The sequence below is a fragment of the Collimonas humicola genome (genome assembly GCF_018304945.1).
GTDB classification, from domain to species: domain Bacteria; phylum Pseudomonadota; class Gammaproteobacteria; order Burkholderiales; family Burkholderiaceae_D; genus Collimonas; species Collimonas humicola.
The window spans coordinates 78,000-100,840 of record NZ_JAGQEE010000006.1 but is presented as its reverse complement, the minus strand read 5'-3'; the positions used below and the strand labels follow the sequence as shown (position 1 = coordinate 100,840).

Below are 22,841 nucleotides of genomic sequence, written 5' to 3'. Positions count from 1 at the left end.
AAAATGAAAGAACGCGTTGGATGCCGGCCAGACCGCAATTTACGATCGGCCAGCTGCTCGAAAAATGCATTTGGCCGCGCCTTATTTTATCAAAGGCACAATTTCCGATGGATTTACGGGAATCGGCGAGAATTAATTCGCAAGAATCGATAAGTTTCCGCAAAGTAACACGCTGCAGACGCAGTCTTCAGCGCGCACACCCCTTATAATCCTGCTTTGCTTTCAATTTTCAATAGCCCTCACTATGCCAGCCCAACTGATCGACGGAAACCTCCTCTCCCAACAACTCCGCGCCGACGTCGCCAGGCGCGCCGCCGCGCTGACGGCCCAGGGCAAGCAGCCTGGACTGGCCGTGATCCTGGTCGGTGACAGCCCGGCCTCGCAGGTGTATGTGCGCAACAAGGTCAAGGCTTGCGAAGACAACGGCTTGCATTCGGTGCTGGAAAAGTATGACGCCGAGCTGACGGAAGCGGCCCTGCTGGCGCGCATCGACGCCCTCAACGCGGATCCCAAGATCAACGGCATCCTGGTGCAGCTGCCGCTGCCGGCGCATATCGACGCCCACAAGGTGATCGAAGCCATCGCTCCGGAAAAAGATGTCGACGGCTTCCATATCAGTAATGCCGGCCTGCTGATGACCGGCCAGCCGCTGTTCCGTCCTTGCACGCCGTATGGCGTGATGAAGATGCTCGAATCGGTGAATTTCCCGGTGCGCGGCGCCCATGCCGTCATCGTCGGCGCCTCCAACATCGTCGGCAAGCCGCAAGCCATGCTGCTGCTGCAAGCCGGCGCCACGGTTACCATCTGCAATTCCAAGACCCGCGACCTCGGCCTGCATACGCGCATGGCCGACATCCTGGTGGTCGCCACCGGCAAGCGCAATATCGTCACCGCCGACATGGTCAAGCCTGGCGCGGCCGTGATCGATGTGGGCATGAACCGCGACGATAACGGCAAGCTGTGCGGCGATGTCGACTTTGCCAACGCCAAGGAAGTCGCGGGCTACATCACCCCGGTGCCGGGCGGCGTCGGGCCGATGACCATCACCATGTTGCTGGTCAATACCATTGAAGCCGCAGAAAGAATGTAATTGCAATGACCTCTACCGCCATCAACGCCAGCAATCCGCTGCTCGACTTTAGCGGCCTTGCCAAGTTCGACCAGATCACGCCGGCCCACATCACGCCGGCGATCGCAGCGCTGCTGCAGCAAGCGCAGACCGTGGTCAGCCTGCTGGAAGCAGCCACCGATGCCGCCACCTGGGACAACTTCGTCCTGCCGCTGGAGCACGTGACGGAAAAGCTCGGTCGCGCCTGGGGCATCGTCAGCCATTTGAATGCGGTGGCGGACACACCGGAACTGCGCGCCGCCTATAACGAAAACCAGCCCAAGCTGATCGAATTCTGGACCGCGCTGGCGCAGAACCTGGCGCTGTTCAGCAAATACAAGGCGATCAAGAACAATATCGATTTCGCCGAGCTGTCGGCGGCGCGCCGCAAGATCGTCAACAACGCCCTGCGCGATTTCCGCCTGGGCGGCGCCGAACTGACGGCCGCCAAGAAAGCCCGTTTTGCCGAAATCCAGGAAAAGCACGCTGCGCTGACCACCCGCTTCTCGGAAAACATCCTGGACGCCACCAACGCCTACGGTTTGTTCATCACCGACGAAGCCGAGCTGGCCGGCTTGCCGGAAGACGTGCGCCAGGCCGCGCGCGCCGCCGCCGAACAGGATGGCAAGCCAGGCTATAAATTTACGCTGCACTTCCCTTCCTATTTTCCTATCCTGCAATACGCCGACAACCGCGCCCTGCGCGAAAAAATGTATCGCGCCAACGCCACCAAGGCTTCCGAGCTGGGAGAAAAGCCGGAATGGGACAACAGCGCCAACATCGTCGAGATCCTGCGCCTGCGCAATGAAGAAGCCAAGCTGCTGGATTTCAAGAACTACGCCGAACTGTCGCTGGTGCGGAAGATGGCCGACACGCCGCAAGAGGTGATCAAGTTTCTGGAAGACCTGGGCCGGCGCGCCCGGCCGTTTGCCGAGCAGGATCTGCTGGAACTGCGCGCCTTCGCCGCCGGGCAGCTCGGCCTGGCGACGCTGGAAGCCTGGGACCTGGCGTACGCCGCGGAAAAGCTGCGCGAGCAGCGCTATGCTTTTTCCGAGCAGGAAGTGAAACAGTATTTCCCTGAGCCGACCGTGGTCGAGGGTCTGTTCCAGCTGGTGCAGAAGCTGTTCTCGGTCGACATCAGCGCCGACCAGGCCGCGGTCTGGCATCCGGACGTCAAATTTTTCCGGATCGAAAAAGACGGCAAGCTGATCGGCCAGTTCTATCTCGATCTGTACGCGCGCAACGGCAAGCGCGGCGGCGCCTGGATGGACGACGCGCGGGCGCGGCGCCGCCTCGGCAATGATGTGCAAACCCCGATCGCTTACCTGACCTGCAATTTCACCGCGCCGGCCGTGGCCGATGGCGTCAGCAAGCCGGCCCTGTTCACGCACGACGAAGTGATCACCCTGTTCCACGAGTTCGGCCACGGCTTGCACCACATGCTGACCCAGGTCGACGAGATCGGCGTCTCCGGCATTTCCGGGGTGGAATGGGATGCGGTCGAACTGCCTTCACAGTTCATGGAGAATTTCTGCTGGGAGTGGGATGTCCTGCAGCACATGACTGCGGAAGCCGCTTCTGGCGAGCCGCTGCCGCGCGAGCTGTTCGACAAGATGATCGCCGCCAAGAATTTCCAGTCCGGCCTGCAAGCCTTGCGCCAGGTCGAATTCTCTCTGTTCGACATGCACCTGCACGACGATTACGATCCCTACGGCAGCCAGAGCGTGCAAGATGTGATCGACCAGGTGCGCGGCCAGGTCGCGGTCATCGCCCCGCCGGCTTTCAACCGCTTCCAGCATTCCTTCGGCCATATCTTCGCCGGCGGCTATGCAGCCGGCTACTACAGCTACAAATGGGCCGAGGTGTTGTCGGCCGATGCGTATAGCGCCTTTGAAGAAGCAGCGGTGGGCGGCAATGTGGTGTCGGCGGAAACCGGCCGCAAATTCCGCGACGAAATCCTGGCGGTCGGCGGTTCGCGCCCGGCGCTGGAATCGTTCAAGGCATTCCGCGGCCGCGAACCGAATATCGACGCCCTGCTGCGGCACAGCGGCATGGCCGCCTGAACCGAAGAACACAGTACAAGTCAATGGCAACTATACAAACCAGGCTCTTAAATCAAACAAGGGGAAAAGGTATGACGATAGGTATCACGACAGGGATCAGAAGCGCTGCAACGTTTTTTCTGCTGATGCTGGCGGCCAGTGCGCAGGCCCAGCTGTACAAGTCGACCGGTCCGGACGGCAAGGTCACTTATAGCGATACGCCGCCCGCCAGCGGCAATGTGGTGCAGAAGAAGATCGCCGGCGGCGCAGGCGACGACACCGACGGCCTGCCGTATGAACTGGCGCAGGCGGTCAAGAACCATGCTGTCACGCTATATAGTTCAGACAAATGCATTCCCTGCGACGACGGCCGCAAGATGCTGAAGGAGCGCGGCATTCCGTTCAGCGAAAAAACCGTGAAAACCAACGAGGATATCGCAGCGCTGCGCAAGGTCGCCAACGACAACCAGCTGCCGGTGCTGATGATCGGGCGCGACAAGCAAAGCGGCTTTTCCGGCGCCAGCTGGGGCGCTGCGCTGACTGCGGCCGGCTATCCGGAAACCAGCCGCCTGCCAGCAACGTATCGCAATGCGGCGCCGGTTGCAGCAGCGCCGAGCGCCGGCCCGGCCGGCAAAACCACTGCGCCTGCCGCCGCTTCCAACAACGGCGACGTAGCGCCGGCAGCCGGCAATGCGCCGCCCGGGTTCCGCTTTTAAGCGCGGCCTGACCAACCTGCCTATATCAATGACGCAAATCGACTTTCACACCAATATTTCGGACAAATTTCTGTACACCTGCCGACTGGTGCGCAAAGCCCGAACAGCACAACGCCAGATCGTCATCCTGACCGCCAGCGGCGACGAGCTGGCGACGCTGGACCGCACGCTGTGGACGTTTTCGGAACATGACTTCCTGCCACACGTGCGCGCCGGCGACCCGCTCGCCGCGCAAACCCCGGTGATCCTGGCCGCCGACGAGGAGACTGAGTGGCCGCATCACCAGATGCTGATCAACCTGTCCGGCAAGACGCCGCAGCATTTCGCCCGCTTTGAAAGAATGTTTGAAATCGTTTCCCTGGCAGAGGATGACAAGGCCGCCGGCCGCGAGCGCTATCGCTTTTACCAGCAACGCGGTTATCCGCTGACGCACTTTGTCGCTGAAAATGTTTAAACCTGAATCCAGGTTAAGGAACTTGCAATGAACACCGGAAAACTTGACGCCAATATCCCTTTGTTGACCGAGGTCATTATTCCGTTGCCGACCTTGACCGATATTATCGACATGCCAAAGGCGGCCGCAGCACCCGCGGCCGTCGCCGTGCCGGACGATCCAGAGAATTTTGAACTGCCTGTGCCGCAACGCGAAGCCGTCCTCAGCCAGCACGACTGGGAACGGCTGGAGGCGGAGGTCAGGGAAAAAGTGCTGCAGCAACTGCAGGACCGCATCGATTTCGTCATCGAGCAGCGTGTGCGCGACGGTTTGGCCGATGTCTTGCAGACCGCGGTGGAAGGCATGGCGGCGCAAATCCGCGAGGGCTTGCACCAGACCCTGGACGAAGTCATTTCCCGGGCCGTGACGCTGGAATTAGTCAAATTGAAAAAAACAAACATTTAGCGCAAATTTTTTGTTTTTCAGTCACAAATACTTAAACGGTAGCCAAAAGTAAAAATTTTCAGCCTCATTTTGATCGCCTAAAAAATCCCGGTTTTCTTACAATAGCGCTATTGAAAAGGCTGTTCTTGCAATGCGCAGCTGGTTAAAAAACGGTGGTTTTTGGAGATGAGATGAAAGTAATTGTATTGGGCGCTGGCGTAATCGGAACCTCTTCGGCTTGGTTCCTGAACAAGGAAGGTCACGATGTCACTGTGATCGAGCGCCAGCCTGGCGCCGCCCAGGAAACCAGTTTTGCCAACGGCTGCCAGATTTCGGTATCGCATGCCGAGCCTTGGGCCAACCCGCAGGCGCCGCTGAAGGTATTGAAATGGCTGGGGCAGGAAGACGCTCCGTTGCTGTACCGCTTCCGTCCGGAATGGCTGCAATGGAAATGGGCGCTCAACTTCCTGCGCGAATGCACTCCGGCGCGCACCAATGACAATATCCGCCAGATCGTCGCTATCTGCGAATACAGCCGCCAGACCTTGCAGGCAGTGCGCGCCGACACCGGCGTCGATTACGATTGCCTGACGCGCGGCATCCTGCACTTCTATACCGATCAAAAGGAATTCGACATCTCGCTGCCGGCTGCCCAGCTGATGCGCGACCTCGGCTGCCCGCGCGATTCGATCAGCGCCGATGAAGTGGTCAAGATCGAACCGGCGCTGGCGCGCATCCGCGACAAGATCGTCGGCGGCGACTTTACCGCGACCGACGAATCGGGCGACGTCTATAAATTCACTTCGGGCCTGGCCGCCAAGGCTGCCGAAGCCGGCGTCAATTTCCAGTACAACACCAGCGTCACCCGCCTGATCACCGAAGGCAGCGGCGCCGGCGCCAAGATCACCGGCGTCGAAATCATCAATGCCGACGGCCGTCACGAAGTGCTGCACGCCGACGCTTTCGTGGTCGCCATGGGCAGTTTCTCGACACCGCTGCTGAAGCCGCTCGGCATCGACCTGATGATCTATCCGGGCAAGGGCTATTCGGCCACTTACCAGATCACCAATCCGGAGGCGGCGCCCAGCGTATCGCTGACGGACGACGGCTACAAGCTGGTGGTGTCGCGCCTGGGCGACCGCCTGCGCGTGGCCGGCACCTGCGAGCTGAACGGCTACACGCGGGAGCTCAACACTACCCGCTGCGAAGCGATCACGCGCCGCACGCGCGAGCTGTTCCCGGACGGCTGCGACTACGACAATCCGGTCTACTGGACCGGCCTGCGGCCGATGACGCCGTCCAACGTGCCCTACATCGGCAAGAGCAAGATCAGCAACCTGTTCCTCAATACCGGCCATGGCACGCTCGGCTGGACCATGGGCTGCGGCTCCGGCCGCGCCATCGCCGAGATCGTCTCGGGCCGTCGGCCGGAAGTCGATTTCGCGTTTACCGGCATGCCGCGGCAAGCGCCGCAGCCGCTGATCCTGCCGCGTCCGGTACAAGCCTGAAGCGCTTGACCGATCGCTTGACTGCCGCCGCGGCAATGGCCGCCACGGCAATGCCATGAAAAAGACCGATGCTGTCGCCAGCATCGGTCTTTTTTTTTCGCCGTTCGCAGGCGGCAGCCGCTCGCCAGAGACTTGGCGCGGTTTTTGCTCAACTGTATTCAGGGAGCGGTCGGCGCACTGTTGCAGTGCGTCACCTGGCGGCGCGCACTTCCACCGTCGCCGGTTTTTCGTCGAAGGCAACCCGGGTCACGAACTTGGCGCGCTTCATCGGAAAACGCGACTGGAAATGGCGGACATTGCCGGAGCCTGAAATGACCCGGCGCACGAACTGGTAATAGGCATCCATGTCGATCACGTGCACCACCAGGAAGTAGTCGTAGTCGCCGGAAACGAAATAGCATTGCATGACTTCGGCTTCCTTGTTCATGCGCAGTTCGAATTCCTGCATGTGCTCGTCGGACTGGTGGTTGAGCGAGATTTCGAGGAAGGCCAGCATGCCGTAGCCGAGTGCGAAGGGATCGACCAGCGAGACGTCGGCGCTGATGATGCCCGCCTCGCGCAGGTCGCGCAGGCGGCGCAGGCAGGTGGGCTGGGAAATGTGCGCTTTGTCGGCCAGGGTACGGGTCGGCATTTGATTGTCGCGTTGCAACAAATTGAGCAGTTTGCGGTCGACTTTGTCTAGGGTGTGATGTTTGCTCATGCCGGGGGATCAAGGGCTGTAGCTGCCGTTTTAAGAATTCGCAAAAACCGCTATGCGAAGCGTTTTTTATGTTGTAACGTTGCTCTATTCGGACAAGTCTGGGGAAATTTTCAGACTAATTCGAGTAGATAATAAATAAGCAGCGGACGGTGAAACTGTAACTAGATTGTTTTATTTTAAATCCTCAGGAGGATATTCATGCAGAACAAGATCAAAATGATTCCGTTGGCTGGCGCAATTGCAATGGCTTTCGCCTTTGCAGGTCCGGTTTCGGCACAAGAAGTCGTCACCATCGGCCAGGTCAGCCCGCTCACGGGTCCTAACGCCCACATCGGCAAGGACAATGAAAACGGCGCCACCATGGCGATCGAGGAACTGAATGCCAAGGGCACCAAGATCGGCGGCAAGCTGGTGAAGTTCGTACTGGCTTCCGAGGATGACGCTTCCGATCCGAAGCAAGGAACCGCCGCTGCCCAGAAACTGGTGGACGCCAAGGTCAAGGGCATTATTGGCCACATGAACTCCGGCACTACCATTCCAGCATCGAAAATCTATCACGATGCCGGCATCCCGCAAATCTCGCCTTCCGCCACCAATCCTAAGTACACCCAGCAAGGCTTCGACACTGCGTTCCGCGTAGTGGCCAACGACGGCCAGCTGGGCGGCACCCTGGGACGCTACGCCATCAATACGCTGAAAGCCAAGAACATTGCGGTCATCGATGACCGTACTGCTTACGGCCAAGGTGTGGCTGAAGAGTTCACCAAGAGCGCCAAGAAAGCCGGCGGCACCATCGTTGCAACGCAGTTCACCAACGACAAGGCTACCGATTTCAACGCGATTCTGACCTCGATCAAATCCAAGAATCCCGACCTGATTTTCTTCGGCGGCATGGATGCAGTCGGCGGACCGATGCTGCGCCAGATGGACCAGCTGGGCATCAAGGCCAAGTTCATGGGCGGCGACGGCCTGTGCACGACTGAGCTGGCCAAGCTGGCCGGCGCAGGCCTGAAAGACGACCAGGTGGTTTGCGCTGAAGCCGGCGGTGTGCCGGATGCAGGCAAGGCAGCGCTGGAAGCCTTCAAGGCTGCTTACCAAAAACGCTTCAACCAGGAAGTCGTGATCTACGCACCGTACGAATACGACGCGCTGATGACCATGGTGGCAGCGATGGAAAAAGCCGGCTCCTCGGATCCTAAGAAATACCTGCCTGAACTGGCCAAGATCCACTACAAGGGCGTGACCGGCGAAATCTCCTTTGATCCTAAGGGCGACATCAAGGACGGTTCGCTGACTTTGTACACCTACAAAGACGGCAAACGCACTCTGCTGACCGTGACAAAATAATCGTCGCACACAGCTCATGAAAAGCGCTCCGGTTTCCGGAGCGCTTTTTTTATTCCTCTTCATATTTCGTTTGCGCCGTCACCGCCCCCTCCGTCACCGCCTGTGCATGCCGCCTCCCGGCCCAATCCGGCTGGGCGCGAGACGCCGCAATTTCCTCATGGCATACAAGGATATTGTCTAAAAGTCTTTGAGAAGATTTTTTTCTGTTGTAATGTTTACATGCTCCGCGCTGTGAGGCCGGAAAATCTTTCATTGACCTTATCAAATCCTTAGGAGGAAACACGTGCAGATGAAGAACAAGATGTTGCCGTTGGTTGCAGCAATCGCATTGGCCTTGAGCGCCGCCGGCGCAGCCCATGCAGAAGAACAAGTCGTCAAGATCGGCCACGTCGGCCCGGTGACGGGCCCGTCGGCCCACCTCGGCAAGGACATGGAAAACGGCGCCAAGATGGCGGTCGAAGAATTGAACGCCAAGGGCGTCACCATGGGCGGCAAGAAAGTCAAGTTCGTGCTGCTGGCGGAAGACGATGCGTCCGATCCGAAGCAAGGCACGGCGGCAGCGCAAAAACTGGTCGACGCCAAGATCGACGGCGTCATCGGCCACCTGAATTCCGGCACCACCATCCCGGCATCGAAGATTTACTACGATGCTGGCATCCCGCAGATTTCGCCGGCTGCCACCAGCCCGAAATACACGCAGCAAGGCTTCAACAGCGTGTTCCGGGTAGTCGCCAACGACGGCCAGCTGGGCGGCACCCTGGGACGCTATGCCGCGACTGCGCTGCATGCCAAGAATATCGCGGTCATCGATGACCGCACTGCCTACGGCCAAGGGGTAGCGCAGGAATTCGCCAAGGGCGCCAAGGCGGCCGGCGTCAACATCGTGGCGACCCAGTTCACCAACGACAAGGCAACCGATTTCAACGCCATCCTGACCTCGATCAAGGCCAAGAATCCGGACGTGATCTTCTTCGGCGGCATGGATGCGGTAGCCGGTCCGATGCTGCGCCAGATGAAGGCGCTCGGCATCAAGGCCAAGTTCATGGGCGGCGACGGCATGTGCACGGCAGAGCTGGGCAAGCTGGCCGGCGATGGCCTGGTCAATGACCAGGTGGTGTGCGCCGAAGCCGGCGGCGTCGAGGAATCGGGCAAGAAGGGCCTGGACGATTTCAAGGCAGCCTTCCTGAAGAAGTACGGCACCGAAGTAAAACTGTACGCGCCCTACTCCTACGACTCGGTGATGACCATGGTGGAAGCCATGCAGAAAGCCAACTCCGCCGATCCGAAAAAATATCTGCCGGAACTGGCGAAGATCCATCACAAAGGCGTGACCGGCATGATCGCCTTCGACGCCAAGGGTGACATCAAGGACGGCACGCTGACCCTGTACACCTACAAGGATGGCAAGCGGACCTTGCTGACCGTGACCAAATAAACCATCGCAGCATCTTTGCAGAAGCGCCCCGCCCGCAAGGCCGGGGCGCTTTTTTCATGATTTTTGTTTCCGTCGGGCCAGCACCTTACGCATATCATTCTGCCGAATTGATAAAAAAGCATAGAAATGCCCTTTGCGCCGGCTACGGATTGTTGTAACGTTTAACTCCCTCAAGACAGTCCGAACTCGCGGCGCAAGCCGGCTGTCTAAAAACTGCTTTTTTAATAATATCGTCGACAATCCTTAGGAGAAACCCTGGTGCACACTACTAAAATGATGCCGCTGGCTGCCGCCATCGCCCTGTCCCTGGCCGCTTCGGCGCATGCGCAAGAGCAAGTGGTCAAGATCGCCCACGTCGGACCGATCACCGGCCCTATCGCCCATATCGGCAAGGACAATGAAAACGGCGCCCGCATGGCGATCGAAGCATTGAATACGCAGGGCATCGTACTGGACGGCAAGAAGACCCGCTTCGTACTGGTGGCGGAAGACGACGCATCCGATCCGAAACAGGCTACCGCCGTGGCGCAGAAGCTGGTCGACGCCAAGGTCGCCGGCGTCATCGGCCACGTCAACTCCGGCACTTCGATTCCTGCCTCGAAGATTTATTTCGATGCCGGCATTCCGCAGATTTCGCCTTCGACCACCAGCGCAAAATATACCCAGCAAGGCTTCAACACCACTTTCCGCGTAGTAGCCAACGACAGCCAGCTGGGCGGCGCCCTCGGCCGCTATGCGGCCAACACGCTGCATGCCAAGACCGCGGCGGTGATCGACGACCGCACCGCCTACGGCCAAGGCCTGGCGGAAGAGTTCAGCAAGGCGGCAAAAGCGGCCGGCATGACCATCGTCGCCACTCAGTACACCAACGACAAGGCCACCGATTTCAACGCCATCCTGACCTCATTCAAGGCGAAAAAGCCTGACGTCGTGTTCTTCGGCGGCCTGGACGCCGGCGCCGGCCCGATGCTGCGCCAGATGAAGCAGCTCGGCATCAAGGCCAAGTTCATGGGCGGCGATGCCATCTGCACCTCCGACCTGCCGAAACTGGCGGGCGACGGCATCAGCAACGACCAGGTGATCTGCGCGGAGGCAGGCGGAGTTGAAGAGTCGGCCCGGAAAGGCCTGGATGCGTACAGGACCGCATACAAGATCAAGTACGGCAAGGATGTCGTGATCTACGCGCCGTATACCTACGATGCCCTGATGACCATGGCCGATGCGATGCAAAAAGCCAAATCGGCCGATCCGAAGAAATACCTGCCCGAACTGGCGAAGATCCATCACCAGGGCGTGACCGGCATGATCGCGTTTGATCCGAAAGGCGATATCAAGGACGGCACCATCACTTTGTACACTTACCGCGGCGCACTGCGCAGCCAGCTGGCTGTGACCAAATAAGGCGTTTCCGCCCATCCTGAAAAGCGTCCTGCGGGACGCTTTTTTATTGCCGCCGCCAATGTCAATGGCCGTAAAAAAAGCGCTCCTGTGAGCGCTTTATCTCGGCATCGGGTTGCCGGATCATGCTTTTTCCGCCGGCTTACTTGAGCGACAGAATCCATTTCACCAGCGTATGCGCTTCGGCATCGCTGACTTGCGGATTGGCCGGCATCGGGATGGCGCCCCAGGTGCCGGTGCTGCCCTTCAAGACCTTTTGCACCAGCATGTCTTCGGCGCCTTTCTGGCCGGCGAATTTCGCCGCAACATCTTTGTAGGCCGGTCCGACAACCTTGTTTTGCACCGCATGGCACGCCAGGCAGTTCTTCGACTTCGCCAGATCCAGACCGGCGTCAGCCAGTGCAGAACCCGATGCTATTGCACCCAGCAACGCGCAGATCAACAAACGTTTCATTCTTATCTCCGTCAAAAAAATGTGACACCATTTTACCTGCCCGTGCGCATTGTCTCATATCCCGCAATCACCTACCTGCATCAGGAATCCGACATATCAGAGCGACATCCGTTGACCACGGACATCTTTCGCCCTATCCTTTCCGCAAAGAAAAGGGAATGCCATGCCACTGATTATCATTATCGTTTCATTAATAGCGTTAAAATACTTCGAAATCGGTTCGTTTTTCACCAATATGTCCTGGTGGTGGATCGCTGGCCTGATGGCGGTAGCTTTCATCTGGTTCGAATTTCTCGAACGCATGCTCGGCCTTGACAAGCGCAAGGCCCATGAAGAGCTCGAAAAAATCAAGAAGGAACGCGTCAAGAAAACCTTCGACAAGCATAAACGCCCCGGCCGCTGAGACTGTGCGGCAGTCGCGTAATGAAAAACAAAAAGCCGGCTTCTCTCCGGCTTTTTTATTGGATGGCGATAAATGAACATAGAGCTGCGGCAACTGCGCTATTTCGTGGCGGTAGCGGAAGAAAGGCATTTCGGCCGCGCCGCGCTGCGGCTGCATATGACGCAACCGCCTTTGTCGCAGACCATACAGGCGCTCGAAGCCAGTCTCGGCGCCGCCCTGTTCGCGCGCACCAAGCGCAGTGTCGCGCTGACTCCAGCCGGTCAGGCGCTGCTGCCGGAAGCGCAGCGCCTGCTGCAGCAGGCCGCGGCCCTGCCCGACCTGGTCAGGCGTGCCGCTTCCGGTGAATCCGGACTGCTTGCGCTATCCTTCGTGTCCACTGCCGACTACAGCATCCTGCCGCCTTTGCTGCGCTCTTTCCGCGAAGCCTATCCGCAAGTGCGGATCGACCTGCAGGAAGCCACCAGCGACCTGCAGCTGGCGCAGCTGATGGAAGGCCGCATCGACGCCGGTCTGCTGATTCCACCCTTGCCGGACAAGGCCAGGCTGGTGCTGGACTACCAGCCGGTGCTGTCCGAACCGCTGATGCTGGCGGCGCCCAGCGGCCTCAAGGCGCTGCGCGGTAAAGGCAGGATTGCGCTGAGCAGCCTGGCAGACATGCCCCTGATTATTTTCCCGCGCCGCATCTCGCCCGGCTTGCATGACACCATCCTGGGCTGTTTCCGCGCCGCCGGCGTCGCCCCGCACATCGGCCAGGAAGCGATCCAGATGCAAACCATCGTCGGCCTGGTGTCGGCTGGCATGGGGATCGCGCTTGTGCCACAATCGGTGTCGAACCTGCAACGCCCGGGGGTCGATTATCACGAATTGCAAGACCAGACGCCGCTGGTAGAGACCGGGCTGGCCTGGCGCCGCGATAATGCTTCACCTGTATTGCAAGCCTTTTTCGAATTATTAAGAAAGAAATAGAACATGCTGATTCATCCCTTACCCAATACGATAGCCTTCTCCCTGGGCCCGCTGCACGTGCGCTGGTACGGACTGATGTATCTGCTGGCCTTCATCCAGTTCATCTGGGTCGGCCGCATCCGCATCAAACAGCCGCATATCGCGGCGGTCGGCTGGAAGAAGGAAGATATCGACGACATGCTGTTCTACGGCGTACTGGGGGTAGTGATCGGCGGCCGCCTGGGCCAGGTGTTCTTTTACGATCCGTCCTACTATTTTTCGCACCCGGCGGAAATCATTGCGGTATGGAAGGGCGGCATGTCTTTCCACGGCGGCTTTATCGGCGTCCTGATCGCCATGGCATTGTGGGGCCGCAAGGCTGGCCGCAACCTGATGGATATCATGGATTTCATCGCGCCCATGGTGCCGCTGGGCTATGCTGCCGGCCGCCTCGGCAATTTCATCAACGGCGAACTGCCGGGCCGCGTGGTCTCCGACCCGTCGCTGCCGTGGGCCATGATCTGGCCCAACGTGGACAACCTGCCGCGCCACCCGTCGCCGATCTACCAGATGCTGGTCGACGGCATCCTGCTGTTCGTCATCCTCTGGCTGTTCTCGCGCAAGCCGCGGCCGCGCATGGCGGTGGCCGGCATGTTCTCGCTGCTGTACGGCTGCGCCCGCTTCTTCACCGAATACTTCCGCGTGCCGGACTACAACGTCAGCTTCGGCGGCATCACGATTTCCGCCGGACAGATGCTGTCGGTGCCGATGATCGTGCTCGGGATCGTCTTGCTGTTCATCGCATACCGCCATCCGCGCAAGTATGCCGGCGCGGCCGATGCGCCGCCGGCCAAGGCCGCCAACCCTGCCTCGACCTGACACACGACGCTGCCGGCTGTTCCCGCTTGCCGGGACAGCGCCGGCGGCGTTTGCCGAACGTCTTTTTCCTGCCCCGCCATGACCGCCAATCTCTACGCCCTGTTCTCCTCGCATTTCCCTGCCGACAAAACCGCTTGCTGCATCGAAACCCATGACGGCCAGTACTACACCTGGGGCGATGTCGAGCGCGCCTCCGCCCGCATCGCCAACCTGTTCGGCAGCCTGGGCCTGCAAAGCGGCGCGCGGATTGCAGTGCAGGTCGAGAAGTCGCCGGAAGCCTTGATACTGTACCTGGCCACGCTGCGCGCCGGTTTTGTCTACCTGCCGCTGAATACTGCCTACCGCAGTGCGGAGATCGAATATTTCATCGGCGATGCCGAACCGGCCGTATTCGTCTGCTCGCCGAAGAATTTCGGCTGGGTAGCGCAGATCGCCTTCAAGGCCGGCACCCGGCACTTGTTTACGCTGGATGAAATCAGCAGCGGCAACCAAGGCCGCAATTCCGGCTCGCTGCTGGCGCGCGCCATGCACTTCCCGGATCGCTTCGATACCGTGGAAAAGCAGGCCGACGACCTCGCCGTCATTTTGTACACCTCCGGGACCACCGGCCGCAGCAAGGGCGCCATGCTTTCGCACGGCAATATCGCCTCCAACGCCAAGGTGCTGCAGCAGTACTGGCATTGGCAAGCCGGCGATGTCCTGCTGCATGCCTTGCCGCTGTTCCATATCCACGGCTTGCTGGTCGCTGCCAATGGCGCCTTGCTGAATGGCAGCAAGATGATCTTCCTGCCGAAATTCGACGCCGCCGAAGTCTGCCGCCAGCTGCCGCGCAGCACCATCTTCATGGGCGTGCCGACCTACTATGTGCGCCTGCTGGCCGACAAGGAATTCGAGCGCCACGCCTGCCGCAATATCCGCCTGTTCATTTCAGGTTCGGCGCCTTTGCTGGCAGACACCTTTGCCGAATTCGCCGCGCGCACCGGCCACACCATACTGGAACGCTACGGCATGAGCGAGACCGCCATGCTGACGTCCAACCCCTATGAACGGGAGCGGCGCGGCGGCACCGTCGGCCAGCCCTTGCCGGGCGTCTCGCTGCGCCTGGCCGTCACCGGCAGCGACGGCAGCAGCAAGCTGTGCGGCGCCGGCGAGATCGGCGATATCCAGGTAAAAGGTCCGAATGTGTTCCAGGGCTACTGGCGCATGCCTGAAAAGACTGCGGAGGAGTTCACCGACGACGGCTATTTCAAGACCGGTGACGTCGGCAAGTTCGATAGCGAAGGCTATCTGGCGATCGTCGGTCGCAGCAAGGACCTGATCATTTCCGGCGGCTATAACGTCTATCCGAAGGAAATCGAAAGCGTGCTCGATGAAATCGACGGTGTGCTGGAATCAGCGGTCATCGGTATTCCGCACGCCGATTTCGGCGAAGCCGTGACAGCCGTCATCGTCAAACGGCCGGACGCCACGCTGACCACCGCTGGCGTCATCGAACTGATGAAAACCAGCATCGCCAACTTCAAGGTGCCGAAACAAGTGTTCTTCGCCGATGAACTGCCGCGCAACACCATGGGCAAGGTGCAGAAGAACCTGCTGCGCGAACACTACGCCAGGCAGGCCGCCGTCATGCCTTGAGCAGCTTGCCGATGTGGCGCCATTCGGCGGCGCTGACCGGAGTGATGGAAAGCCGGTTGCCGCGCCGCAGGATCTGCATTTCGGCCAGGGCTTCCTGCTCGCGCAGTTCGGCCAGCGGAATCAGCCGGGTTTTCTTGAGCGCCTTGACGTCGACCAGCATCCAGCGCGGGTTTTCACGTTCGGCCTTGGGATCGAAGTATTTACTCTTGGGATCGAATTGCGTGTCGTCCGGATAGGGCGTGCTCGCCACCTCGGCCAGGCCGGCGATGCCAGGCACTGCGCAGCCGGAGTGGTAGAACAACACGCCGTCGCCGACCTTCATCAGGTCGCGCATGAAATTGCGCGCTTGATAATTGCGCACGCCATACCAGGCGATCTTCTGTCCGTCCATGCCCAGCACATCGTCGATGCTGGCGTCGTCCGGCTCGGATTTCATTAGCCAATAATTCATTTGATCTCTTCCCACTCCTGGAAAAACGCAAAAAGAAGGCCACAAAAGAAGTCCGCAAACGAAAAAAGCGGCTGCATGTATATGCAACCGCTTCAGAATCCAGTCCCGCCTGTGCCGCTTTGTCGGCATCCTGAACCAAAGCGATTCAAGTTGGCCGCAGTTAGTTCAACTTCGGGCTCATCGGACTAGCGACGCTCACACCTGTCGAACAATATTCCGCAGCCGGTGCGTATAAATGGTTCAAGGATTTTATGACAATCGCGAACACGGCAGGAGTGAGTAGTCTACTCCAAACAACTCCCAAGTCAAACCCTTAGTCGCAAGTTTTTTTCTTGGATCGGCGCGCCTCAGAACAAGTCTTCCTGTGCCGCCAGGGCTTCATCCAGCACCGTGTGCATCGCCGCAATATTCTGCTTCACTTCCGACACGGTCAGCTCCGACAAAGGTCCCGAAGGCGCTTTGCTGCTCAATAATTCAGCAGCAATGCCGAGCGCCGCGATCACTGCGATACGGTCATTGCCGCGAATCTTGCCGGCGTCGCGGATCGCTGTCATTTTGCCGTCGAGGTAAGTCACCGCTTCCTGCAGGGCGTTTTCTTCGCCTTCCTTGCAGGACAGGGTATAGGGCTGGCCCATGATGTTGACGCTTAACTGGCTCATGCAAGCTCCTTATCCTGCGGCGATGACGGCAATGCCGGAAATTTCTCGAGTAAGGCGGCGACCCGCCGGTGCGCTTCGTCTATCCGCTGTTGCAATTCTGCGTTCTGGCGCTTCAAGTCCTCGCTCTCGCTCTGCAAATCCTTGGCGCGCAGGCGCAGTTCGACGTTTTCGCGGCGCAAAGCGTGCGTCAGCTCGGCCAGCTGGCCTATTTTTTCTGATAATTGGTGGAATTCTGAAATCATTTTGTCACTATAGTGTTGCTGAGGAAATTACGTCAATAGATTCGGCCGATCAATCTCGCGCTTTACGATCAGGTCTTCACCGGCGCCAGTCGTTTCAGCAGAAAGCCATACGCCAATGATTGCAATAATGCCACGGTGCTGCCGGCGATCACCTCGCCGACGCGCAATAGCGCATATTCGAGTTCCTGGTGCAGCCCCTTGCCGCCGATCGCCGCCGACATCAGGATCACCACCGTCGCCGGCCCCAGGCGCCAGTTGGCAGGATAGTTTTGCAGCAGCATGGCAACCAGCACCGATACCGCCAGCGCAATCAGCAAGGACAGGAAGCCCGGACCGAACAGCACCAGCGCCAGGCAAGCCACCACGCAGCCGTTCAGGGTATTGATCAGGCGTGCCTTGAAGCTGGCCTTGGCCAGATTGATGTCCGGCTCGGTCACGATGATCAGCGATATCATGGCCCAGTACGGCTCTTGCAAGCCCAGGGCGCGCAAGCCATACCAGGTGATCAGGGCGCCGGTCAGGATCTTGACCAGATAAACCAGCGCGTTCTTTTTGGGACTGATGAACTGAAATTCCATTGATCCTTGTCCGTCGGTTTACATACAGCGCGAGCGCCATTCTAGCCGAGAACCGGGATCGTCCGAAATTTTACGTTACCTGACAAGCCCCGACAGACTGTTCCGGGCGCCGCGGCGGCCGTATTTACGGATTGCCATCCTGGCTAGAAAACCCTATATTCGTTCATCGAAATAATCCGCCGAAGCGCCCCTCCACTGCGCCAGGTTATCAAGGAAAATATGCCGACTCCGTTATCCGTTTCCCGTCTGTCCCGCCGGCTGACGCTCTCCATCGCCCTCACTACCCTATTCGCCATGACCAGCCTGCCGCTCAGGGCCGCAACGCCCGCCTCTCCCAGTCAGTTCGCCTACGTCGGAACGTATAACCCTAATGGCGAAGGGGTATATCTGTTCAAGGTCGATAGCCAATCCGGCGCGCTAAGCCGGGTCGGGGTCGCCAGCAGCCAGCCCAATTCGGCGCAGCTGGCCGCGGGCGCGGACGGCAAGACCTTGTACGTGGCGAGCGAGATTGCCAACTACAAGGATGGCAAGCACGGTAGCGTGGCGGCCTATGCCGTCAACCGCGCCGATGGCACGCTGAGCAAGCTGAATGAACAGGATTCGCAAGGCGCGACGCCGGCCTTCGTGACGCTCTCAGCGCAGGGGAAGCACCTGTTCGCCGCCAACTACGGCGGCGGCTCCGTGGCGGTGTTCCCGATAGGCGGAGACGGCAGCCTGCAGCCGGCCTCCTCGGTACAGCAAAGCAGCGGCACACCGGGCGCGCCCAAACCGGAAGCGGCAGTCATCGGCAGCTTTGCCGCCAGCGACCACAACGGCCCGCATGCGCACATGATCGCAAGCGATCCCAGCGGCCAGTTCGCGTTCTCTACCGACCTGGGGCTGGACCGCATCTACCAGTGGCGCTTCGACCAGGCCAGCGGCCGCCTGAGCCCGAATGCGCCGGCCTTCATCAAGGCCTCCTCGGCCGGCGCCGGACCGCGCCACTTCGTCTTCCATCCCAACGGCAAGTATGCATATGTCATCAACGAAGAATCGTCGACGCTGACGCTGTATCGCTTCGACCAGGCCAAGGGCACCCTGCAGGAGCAGGATACGGTCTCGACCTTGCCGGAGAACTACCACGGCACCAGTTTCGCCTCGGGACTGATCGTGAGCCCTGACGGCCGCTTCGTGTATGTGGCCAATCGCTTGCGCAACAGCATTGCGCAGTTTGCGGTCGGCGCCGAAGGCAAGCTGACATGGGTAGAAGATACCTGGACCCGCGGCGACTATCCGCGCAGCATCGTGATCGGACCGCAAGGGCGCTTCATGTATGCACTGAACCAGCGCAGCGACAACATCACCCAGTTCGCCATCGACAAGGACAGCGGCAAGCTGGAATTCATCGACCGCTATACCGGGCTGGGCAGCCCGTCGCAGATGGTGTTCCTGCCGTAATTTATTTGAGGGCGGCAGCGTGCAGGCGGATGGCTTCCTGCACGATCGGCATCAGCTCGGCGCCGCCCTGCTGGTCGACATAGGCCAGCAGCTCGCGCCGCATGCGCGGCTCCCAGCTGCGTTTCAGGTGGGCGATCAGGTCCGTCATGGCTTGCGGACGGTCCGGCATGGTGTCAAAAAAAGCGCCGATCTGATTCGCCATTTTGACCAGATGTTCCAGATTCATTGCGTCTACCTTTTCTGCTGCAAGACTGCGTTTAAAAACTAAGCGGGCGCCAGGCGCTGCGGATGCGCATACACCACGTGCCCCGGCTGCCGCACGAAACCCAGCAAGGTGACGCCGGCCTGTTCCGCCAGCCGGATCGCCAGCGCCGTCGGCGCCGATACCGCGACGATAAAGCCGCAACCCATGCTGGCCGCCTTCTGCACCATTTCGTAGCTGGCGCGGCTGGTGATCAGCACTGCGCCGCTGGAAAAATCCTGCTTCGCTTCCAATTGCATCAAGCCGCCGATCAATTTATCGAGCGCGTTATGGCGGCCGACGTCTTCGCGCACCAGTGCAATTTTTCCATCCGCTTGCAACCAGGCCGCGGCGTGCGTCGCTCCCGTGACCTGCTGCAAATGCTGCCGTTTCTGCATCTCCGCCATCGCTGCGTAAATCGCCGCCGCGGAAAAACGTGCATGCGACACCACCGGCGCCGGCTTGCGCACCGCCTGCTGCAAGGTTTCAGCGCCGCACAGGCCGCAGCCGGTACGGCCGGTCAGGTTGCGCCGTTTTTCCTTGAGCATCACAAAGCGTTCCGTGGCGATCTGCATCTGCACCTGGATCCCGTCCGCGGCACTGACGATCTCGCAATCGAACAATTCGCTACGGTCCTGCAAGATGCCTTCAGTCAGGGAAAAGCCCAGGGCAAAATCTTCCAGGTCGGCCGGCGAGGCCATCATCACCGCGTGCGAAATGCCGTTGTACTCCAGCGCCACCGGCACTTCTTCCGCCACCGTGTCGCGGCTGCTGCTGACGCCGCCGTTACGCCACCGCTCCACGGCTACCTCGGTGCTGCTGGCGTATTCTGGTAAGACCATATGCTTTCCTCTGTCCTGTTATTTGGTAACGGCCGCCTCCGTCCCATGATCCGGCTGCCCCTGCAGCAGTTTCAACTGCTGCTCGGTAAAGCGGCTGAATTGCTTCTGCCATGCGGACGGCTGGCTGACCGGCAGCACCTGTACCGCGGTCACCTTGTATTCCGGGCAATTGGTGGCCCAGTCCGAATTATCGGTGGTGATCACGTTGGCGCCCGATTCCGGAAAGTGGAAGGTAGTGTAAACCACACCCGGTTGCACCCGCTCGGTCACCGTCGCCCGCAGCACGGTCTGGCCGGCGCGCGATTCGATGCCGACCCAGTCGTCGTCCTTGATGCCGCGGTCTTCGGCGTCATGCGGATGGATTTCCAGCCGGTCTTCGCTGTGCCACTCGACGTTGTCGGTGCGGCGGGTCTGGGCGCCGACATTATATTGCGACAGGATGCGGCCGGTAGTGAGGATCAGCGGGAATTTCAGCGTCACCTTTTCATCGGTGGCGAAGTACTGGGTATTGATGAATTTTCCCTTGCCGCGCACGAACTGGCCGATATGCATGATCGGCGTGCCTTGCGGCGCTTCATCGTTGCACGGCCATTGCAGGCTGCCGGCCTGTTCCAGCTTGGCGTAACTGACGCCGCGGAAGGTCGGCGTCAGGGCCGCGATCTCGTCCATGATCTGCGACGGATGCGTGTAGTTCATCGGATAGCCCAGCGCATTGGACAGCGCCACGGTCACTTCCCAGTCCGATTTCCCGGCCTTGGCCGGCATCACCTTGCGTACCCGCGAGATGCGGCGCTCAGCGTTGGTGAAAGTGCCATCCTTTTCCAGGAAAGAGGAACCGGGCAGGAACACATGCGCGTATTTGGCTGTCTCGTTGAGGAACAGATCCTGCACCACGATGCATTCCATCGCCGCCATGGCGGCGGTAACGTGCTGGGTATTCGGATCCGACTGCACGATGTCTTCGCCCTCGCAGTACAGTCCCATGAAACTGCCGTCGAGCGCGGCATCGAACATGTTCGGAATGCGCAGGCCCGGCTCCGGGCTGAGCGTGACGCCCCAAACCTGTTCAAACTCGCCGCGCACGGTGCTGTCGGACACATGGCGATAACCCGGCAATTCGTGCGGGAAGGAACCCATGTCGCAGGAGCCCTGCACATTGTTCTGGCCGCGCAGCGGATTGACGCCGACGCCTTCGCGGCCGACATTGCCGGTCGCCATCGCGAGGTTGGCGATGCCGATCACCATGGTCGAGCCTTGCGCATGTTCGGTCACGCCGAGGCCGTAGTAGATGGCGCCGTTGGCGGCGCTGGCGTACAGGCGCGCGGCCCCGCGCAGCTGCTCCGCCGGCACGCCGGTGACTTCCGCCATGGCTTCCGGCGAATTTTCCGGCCGCAGCACGAATTCCTTCCAGTCGGCATACGATTTCTGGTCGCAACGCTCGGCGACGTAGTCCGGCTTTTCCAGGCCTTCCGACAGGATCACATGCGCCAGCGCGGTGATCAGGGCGACATTGGTGCCAGGACGCAGCTTGAGGTGATAAGCCGCCTGCACATGCGGCGACTTGACCATCTCGGTAGTGCGCGGATCGACCACGATCAGCTGCGCGCCCTGGCGCAGGCGGCGTTTCATCTGCGAGGCGAATACCGGATGGGCGGCGACCGGATTGGCGCCGATGACCATGATCACATCGGCCTGCATGACCGAATCGAAGGTCTGGGTGCCGGCCGACTCGCCCAGCGTCTGCTTGAGGCCGTAGCCGGTAGGCGAATGGCAAACCCGGGCGCAGGTATCGACGTTATTGTTGCCGAACGCTGCCCGCACCAGCTTTTGCACCAGATAGGTTTCTTCGTTGGTGCAGCGTGAGGAAGTAATGCCGCCTATCGAATCCTTGCCGTACTTGGCCTGGATGCGGCGAAATTCGCTGGCGGCATAAGCGAGCGCTTCATCCCACGAAACTTCGCGCCAAGGATCGGTGATCTTGCTGCGTATCATAGGCTTGGTGATGCGGTCCTTGTGCGTCGCATAACCCCAGGCGAACCGGCCCTTCACGCAGGAATGGCCATGGTTGGCCTGGCCATCCTTGTGCGGCACCATGCGCACCACCTGGTTGCCTTTCATCTCTGCCTTGAAGGAGCAGCCGACTCCGCAATAGGCGCAGGTGGTGATCGCGCTGTGTTCAGCCTGGCCCAGCATGATCACGGTCTTTTCGGTCAGGGTGGCGGTCGGGCAGGCTTGCACGCAGGCGCCGCAGGAGACGCATTCGGAATCCATGAAATCCTGCATCTGGCCGGCCGACACGCGCGATTCGAACCCGCGCCCATCTATGGTCAGCGCGAAGGTGCCCTGGGTTTCCTCGCAGGCGCGCACGCAGCGGTTGCAGACGATGCACTTGGAGGGATCGTAAGTGAAGTAAGGATTCGATTCATCCTTCTTCATCTTCAGGTGGTTCTCGCCGTCATAGCCGTAGCGCACTTCGCGCAGGCCGGTGACGCCAGCCATGTCCTGCAGTTCGCAATTGCCGTTGGTCGGGCAGGTCAGGCAGTCGAGCGGATGGTCGGAGATGTAGAGTTCCATGACGCCGCGTCGGATATCGGCCAGCTTCGGCGTCTGCGTGCGCACCTTCATGCCGGGCTCGCACGGCGTGGTGCAGGAAGCCGGGTAGCCTTTCCTGCCGTCGATTTCAACCAGGCACAGGCGGCAGGAACCGAACGGTTCCAGGCTGTCGGTGGCGCACAGCTTGGGGACGTTGATGCCGGCTTCGGCCGCGGCCCGCATGACCGAAGTGCCGGCCGCGACTTCGACATTGACGCCGTCGATTTCGAGGGTTACCAGCTGCTTGGCCGTTTTGGCGGGAGTGCCGTAGTCGAGTTCGTTAAGCTGATTCATCACATGCTCCTGGTTCCATCGGAACGTGGGTTAGTCGTGTTCATGCAACTGATTGCGA

General features: G+C 60.0%; 24 protein-coding genes and 1 other RNA gene. 14 read left to right on the top strand and 11 right to left on the bottom strand.

Going from position 1 to position 22,841, the window contains the following annotated elements; all coding sequences use genetic code 11:
- Positions 1-244 precede the first annotated feature (244 nt).
- From folD to KHU30_RS17900, 6 genes are all read left to right on the top strand, one after another.
- Entirely contained in the window at positions 245-1,090 is an 846-nt protein-coding gene (gene folD, locus KHU30_RS17925) for a bifunctional methylenetetrahydrofolate dehydrogenase/methenyltetrahydrofolate cyclohydrolase FolD (RefSeq protein WP_211443984.1), read from the top strand.
- A 5-nt stretch (positions 1,091-1,095) separates the two neighbouring features.
- Positions 1,096-3,171, top strand: a complete 2,076-nt coding sequence (locus KHU30_RS17920; protein WP_211443983.1) for a M3 family metallopeptidase — start codon at positions 1,096-1,098, stop codon at positions 3,169-3,171.
- Between the two features lie 71 nt (positions 3,172-3,242).
- A complete protein-coding gene (locus tag KHU30_RS17915; protein ID WP_230411233.1) occupies positions 3,243-3,866 on the top strand; it encodes a glutaredoxin family protein in 624 nt (207 codons plus the stop codon).
- 28 nt (positions 3,867-3,894) lie between these two features.
- Positions 3,895-4,320, top strand: a complete 426-nt coding sequence (locus tag KHU30_RS17910; RefSeq protein WP_211443982.1) for a DNA polymerase III subunit chi — start codon at positions 3,895-3,897, stop codon at positions 4,318-4,320.
- A 27-nt stretch (positions 4,321-4,347) separates the two neighbouring features.
- Positions 4,348-4,764 carry a hypothetical protein gene (locus tag KHU30_RS17905; protein WP_211443981.1) on the top strand — a complete coding sequence of 139 codons (417 nt, stop codon included), beginning with the start codon at positions 4,348-4,350 and terminating at the stop codon, positions 4,762-4,764.
- 170 nt (positions 4,765-4,934) lie between these two features.
- A complete protein-coding gene (locus KHU30_RS17900) occupies positions 4,935-6,251 on the top strand; it encodes a D-amino acid dehydrogenase (protein WP_211443980.1) in 1,317 nt (438 codons plus the stop codon).
- Between the two features lie 190 nt (positions 6,252-6,441).
- Here the strand turns inward: KHU30_RS17900 and KHU30_RS17895 are convergent, their stop codons facing one another.
- Positions 6,442-6,951, bottom strand: coding sequence for an Lrp/AsnC family transcriptional regulator (locus tag KHU30_RS17895; RefSeq protein WP_211443979.1), 510 nt, complete (start codon positions 6,949-6,951; stop codon positions 6,442-6,444).
- Between the two features lie 198 nt (positions 6,952-7,149).
- Here KHU30_RS17895 and KHU30_RS17890 point away from each other — a divergent pair, with 198 nt between their 5' ends.
- The gene (locus KHU30_RS17890; protein WP_098495627.1) at positions 7,150-8,298 is read left to right on the top strand and encodes a branched-chain amino acid ABC transporter substrate-binding protein; all 1,149 of its coding nucleotides are present in this window, start codon (positions 7,150-7,152) and stop codon (positions 8,296-8,298) included.
- Positions 8,299-8,347: 49 nt separating this feature from the next.
- Here the strand turns inward: KHU30_RS17890 and KHU30_RS17885 are convergent, their stop codons facing one another.
- Positions 8,348-8,551: a hypothetical protein gene (locus KHU30_RS17885; protein WP_211443978.1), complete on the bottom strand. Its 204-nt coding sequence runs from the start codon at positions 8,549-8,551 to the stop codon at positions 8,348-8,350.
- Positions 8,552-8,587: 36 nt separating this feature from the next.
- On the opposite strand from KHU30_RS17885, the gene KHU30_RS17880 reads away from it, so the two are divergent.
- Both KHU30_RS17880 and KHU30_RS17875 read left to right on the top strand, forming a co-directional pair.
- Complete coding sequence (locus tag KHU30_RS17880) at positions 8,588-9,733, top strand: branched-chain amino acid ABC transporter substrate-binding protein (RefSeq protein WP_230427465.1); 1,146 nt, start codon at positions 8,588-8,590, stop codon at positions 9,731-9,733.
- A gap of 273 nt (positions 9,734-10,006) precedes the next feature.
- Positions 10,007-11,134, top strand: coding sequence for a branched-chain amino acid ABC transporter substrate-binding protein (locus KHU30_RS17875; RefSeq protein ID WP_407928107.1), 1,128 nt, complete (start codon positions 10,007-10,009; stop codon positions 11,132-11,134).
- Positions 11,135-11,273: 139 nt separating this feature from the next.
- Here the strand turns inward: KHU30_RS17875 and KHU30_RS17870 are convergent, their stop codons facing one another.
- Entirely contained in the window at positions 11,274-11,585 is a 312-nt protein-coding gene (locus tag KHU30_RS17870; RefSeq protein ID WP_211443976.1) for a c-type cytochrome, read from the bottom strand.
- A 163-nt stretch (positions 11,586-11,748) separates the two neighbouring features.
- Between KHU30_RS17870 and KHU30_RS17865 the strand changes: the two genes are divergently transcribed.
- The 4 genes from KHU30_RS17865 (at position 11,749) to KHU30_RS17850 (ending at position 15,447) form a co-directional block, all read left to right on the top strand.
- Complete coding sequence (locus KHU30_RS17865; protein ID WP_211443975.1) at positions 11,749-11,988, top strand: TIGR04438 family Trp-rich protein; 240 nt, start codon at positions 11,749-11,751, stop codon at positions 11,986-11,988.
- Positions 11,989-12,060: 72 nt separating this feature from the next.
- On the top strand, positions 12,061-12,954 hold the full coding sequence (locus KHU30_RS17860) for a LysR substrate-binding domain-containing protein (protein ID WP_211443974.1): 894 nt from the start codon (positions 12,061-12,063) through the stop codon (positions 12,952-12,954).
- 3 nt (positions 12,955-12,957) lie between these two features.
- Entirely contained in the window at positions 12,958-13,812 is an 855-nt protein-coding gene (gene lgt, locus KHU30_RS17855; protein ID WP_211443973.1) for a prolipoprotein diacylglyceryl transferase, read from the top strand.
- A gap of 78 nt (positions 13,813-13,890) precedes the next feature.
- Positions 13,891-15,447 (top strand): malonate--CoA ligase, encoded by a 1,557-nt coding sequence (locus tag KHU30_RS17850; RefSeq protein WP_211443972.1) that lies wholly within the window; start codon positions 13,891-13,893, stop codon positions 15,445-15,447.
- Here the strand turns inward: KHU30_RS17850 and KHU30_RS17845 are convergent.
- The 5 genes from KHU30_RS17845 to KHU30_RS17825 all read right to left on the bottom strand — a co-directional run bounded on the left by KHU30_RS17845 (position 15,437) and on the right by KHU30_RS17825 (position 17,377).
- A complete protein-coding gene (locus KHU30_RS17845; RefSeq protein ID WP_211443971.1) occupies positions 15,437-15,898 on the bottom strand; it encodes an EVE domain-containing protein in 462 nt (153 codons plus the stop codon). The two genes, KHU30_RS17850 and KHU30_RS17845, sit on opposite strands and share 11 nt — an antisense overlap.
- A gap of 98 nt (positions 15,899-15,996) precedes the next feature.
- Positions 15,997-16,177, bottom strand: a non-coding RNA gene (gene ssrS, locus KHU30_RS17840) — 6S RNA.
- Positions 16,178-16,245: 68 nt separating this feature from the next.
- Complete coding sequence (locus KHU30_RS17835; protein ID WP_211443970.1) at positions 16,246-16,557, bottom strand: cell division protein ZapA; 312 nt, start codon at positions 16,555-16,557, stop codon at positions 16,246-16,248.
- Entirely contained in the window at positions 16,554-16,799 is a 246-nt protein-coding gene (gene zapB, locus KHU30_RS17830; protein ID WP_098495617.1) for a cell division protein ZapB, read from the bottom strand. Before zapB ends, KHU30_RS17835 begins: the two co-directional genes overlap by 4 nt.
- Before the next feature lie 68 nt (positions 16,800-16,867).
- A complete protein-coding gene (locus tag KHU30_RS17825; RefSeq protein WP_098495616.1) occupies positions 16,868-17,377 on the bottom strand; it encodes an FUSC family protein in 510 nt (169 codons plus the stop codon).
- A 219-nt stretch (positions 17,378-17,596) separates the two neighbouring features.
- Between KHU30_RS17825 and KHU30_RS17820 the strand changes: the two genes are divergently transcribed.
- Positions 17,597-18,814, top strand: coding sequence for a lactonase family protein (locus KHU30_RS17820; RefSeq protein ID WP_211443969.1), 1,218 nt, complete (start codon positions 17,597-17,599; stop codon positions 18,812-18,814).
- 1 nt (position 18,815) lies between these two features.
- On the opposite strand, the gene KHU30_RS17815 is transcribed toward KHU30_RS17820, so the two are convergent.
- Genes KHU30_RS17815 through fdhF form a run of 3 tightly spaced genes read right to left on the bottom strand, consistent with a single transcriptional unit; the run spans position 18,816 to position 22,783 of the window.
- Positions 18,816-19,040, bottom strand: coding sequence for a formate dehydrogenase subunit delta (locus tag KHU30_RS17815; RefSeq protein WP_211443968.1), 225 nt, complete (start codon positions 19,038-19,040; stop codon positions 18,816-18,818).
- 38 nt (positions 19,041-19,078) lie between these two features.
- Complete coding sequence (fdhD, locus tag KHU30_RS17810; protein ID WP_211443967.1) at positions 19,079-19,897, bottom strand: formate dehydrogenase accessory sulfurtransferase FdhD; 819 nt, start codon at positions 19,895-19,897, stop codon at positions 19,079-19,081.
- 18 nt (positions 19,898-19,915) lie between these two features.
- On the bottom strand, positions 19,916-22,783 hold the full coding sequence (gene fdhF / locus KHU30_RS17805) for a formate dehydrogenase subunit alpha (protein WP_211443966.1): 2,868 nt from the start codon (positions 22,781-22,783) through the stop codon (positions 19,916-19,918).
- Positions 22,784-22,841: the final 58 nt, after the last annotated feature.

What these genes read in the sequence shown, in the direction of transcription:
- folD (WP_211443984.1), top strand. Translation starts at nt 245, where the DNA reads ATGCCAGCCCAACTGATCGACGGAAACCTCCTCTCCCAACAACTCCGC.
- KHU30_RS17920 (WP_211443983.1), top strand. Translation starts at nt 1,096, where the DNA reads ATGACCTCTACCGCCATCAACGCCAGCAATCCGCTGCTCGACTTTAGC.
- KHU30_RS17915 (WP_230411233.1), top strand. Translation starts at nt 3,243, where the DNA reads ATGACGATAGGTATCACGACAGGGATCAGAAGCGCTGCAACGTTTTTT.
- KHU30_RS17910 (WP_211443982.1), top strand. Translation starts at nt 3,895, where the DNA reads ATGACGCAAATCGACTTTCACACCAATATTTCGGACAAATTTCTGTAC.
- KHU30_RS17905 (WP_211443981.1), top strand. Translation starts at nt 4,348, where the DNA reads ATGAACACCGGAAAACTTGACGCCAATATCCCTTTGTTGACCGAGGTC.
- KHU30_RS17900 (WP_211443980.1), top strand. Translation starts at nt 4,935, where the DNA reads ATGAAAGTAATTGTATTGGGCGCTGGCGTAATCGGAACCTCTTCGGCT.
- KHU30_RS17895 (WP_211443979.1), bottom strand. Translation starts at nt 6,951, where the DNA reads ATGAGCAAACATCACACCCTAGACAAAGTCGACCGCAAACTGCTCAAT.
- KHU30_RS17890 (WP_098495627.1), top strand. Translation starts at nt 7,150, where the DNA reads ATGCAGAACAAGATCAAAATGATTCCGTTGGCTGGCGCAATTGCAATG.
- KHU30_RS17885 (WP_211443978.1), bottom strand. Translation starts at nt 8,551, where the DNA reads ATGAAAGATTTTCCGGCCTCACAGCGCGGAGCATGTAAACATTACAAC.
- KHU30_RS17880 (WP_230427465.1), top strand. Translation starts at nt 8,588, where the DNA reads ATGAAGAACAAGATGTTGCCGTTGGTTGCAGCAATCGCATTGGCCTTG.
- KHU30_RS17875 (WP_407928107.1), top strand. Translation starts at nt 10,007, where the DNA reads ATGATGCCGCTGGCTGCCGCCATCGCCCTGTCCCTGGCCGCTTCGGCG.
- KHU30_RS17870 (WP_211443976.1), bottom strand. Translation starts at nt 11,585, where the DNA reads ATGAAACGTTTGTTGATCTGCGCGTTGCTGGGTGCAATAGCATCGGGT.
- KHU30_RS17865 (WP_211443975.1), top strand. Translation starts at nt 11,749, where the DNA reads ATGCCACTGATTATCATTATCGTTTCATTAATAGCGTTAAAATACTTC.
- KHU30_RS17860 (WP_211443974.1), top strand. Translation starts at nt 12,061, where the DNA reads ATGAACATAGAGCTGCGGCAACTGCGCTATTTCGTGGCGGTAGCGGAA.
- lgt (WP_211443973.1), top strand. Translation starts at nt 12,958, where the DNA reads ATGCTGATTCATCCCTTACCCAATACGATAGCCTTCTCCCTGGGCCCG.
- KHU30_RS17850 (WP_211443972.1), top strand. Translation starts at nt 13,891, where the DNA reads ATGACCGCCAATCTCTACGCCCTGTTCTCCTCGCATTTCCCTGCCGAC.
- KHU30_RS17845 (WP_211443971.1), bottom strand. Translation starts at nt 15,898, where the DNA reads ATGAATTATTGGCTAATGAAATCCGAGCCGGACGACGCCAGCATCGAC.
- KHU30_RS17835 (WP_211443970.1), bottom strand. Translation starts at nt 16,557, where the DNA reads ATGAGCCAGTTAAGCGTCAACATCATGGGCCAGCCCTATACCCTGTCC.
- zapB (WP_098495617.1), bottom strand. Translation starts at nt 16,799, where the DNA reads ATGATTTCAGAATTCCACCAATTATCAGAAAAAATAGGCCAGCTGGCC.
- KHU30_RS17825 (WP_098495616.1), bottom strand. Translation starts at nt 17,377, where the DNA reads ATGGAATTTCAGTTCATCAGTCCCAAAAAGAACGCGCTGGTTTATCTG.
- KHU30_RS17820 (WP_211443969.1), top strand. Translation starts at nt 17,597, where the DNA reads ATGCCGACTCCGTTATCCGTTTCCCGTCTGTCCCGCCGGCTGACGCTC.
- KHU30_RS17815 (WP_211443968.1), bottom strand. Translation starts at nt 19,040, where the DNA reads ATGAATCTGGAACATCTGGTCAAAATGGCGAATCAGATCGGCGCTTTT.
- fdhD (WP_211443967.1), bottom strand. Translation starts at nt 19,897, where the DNA reads ATGGTCTTACCAGAATACGCCAGCAGCACCGAGGTAGCCGTGGAGCGG.
- fdhF (WP_211443966.1), bottom strand. Translation starts at nt 22,783, where the DNA reads ATGAATCAGCTTAACGAACTCGACTACGGCACTCCCGCCAAAACGGCC.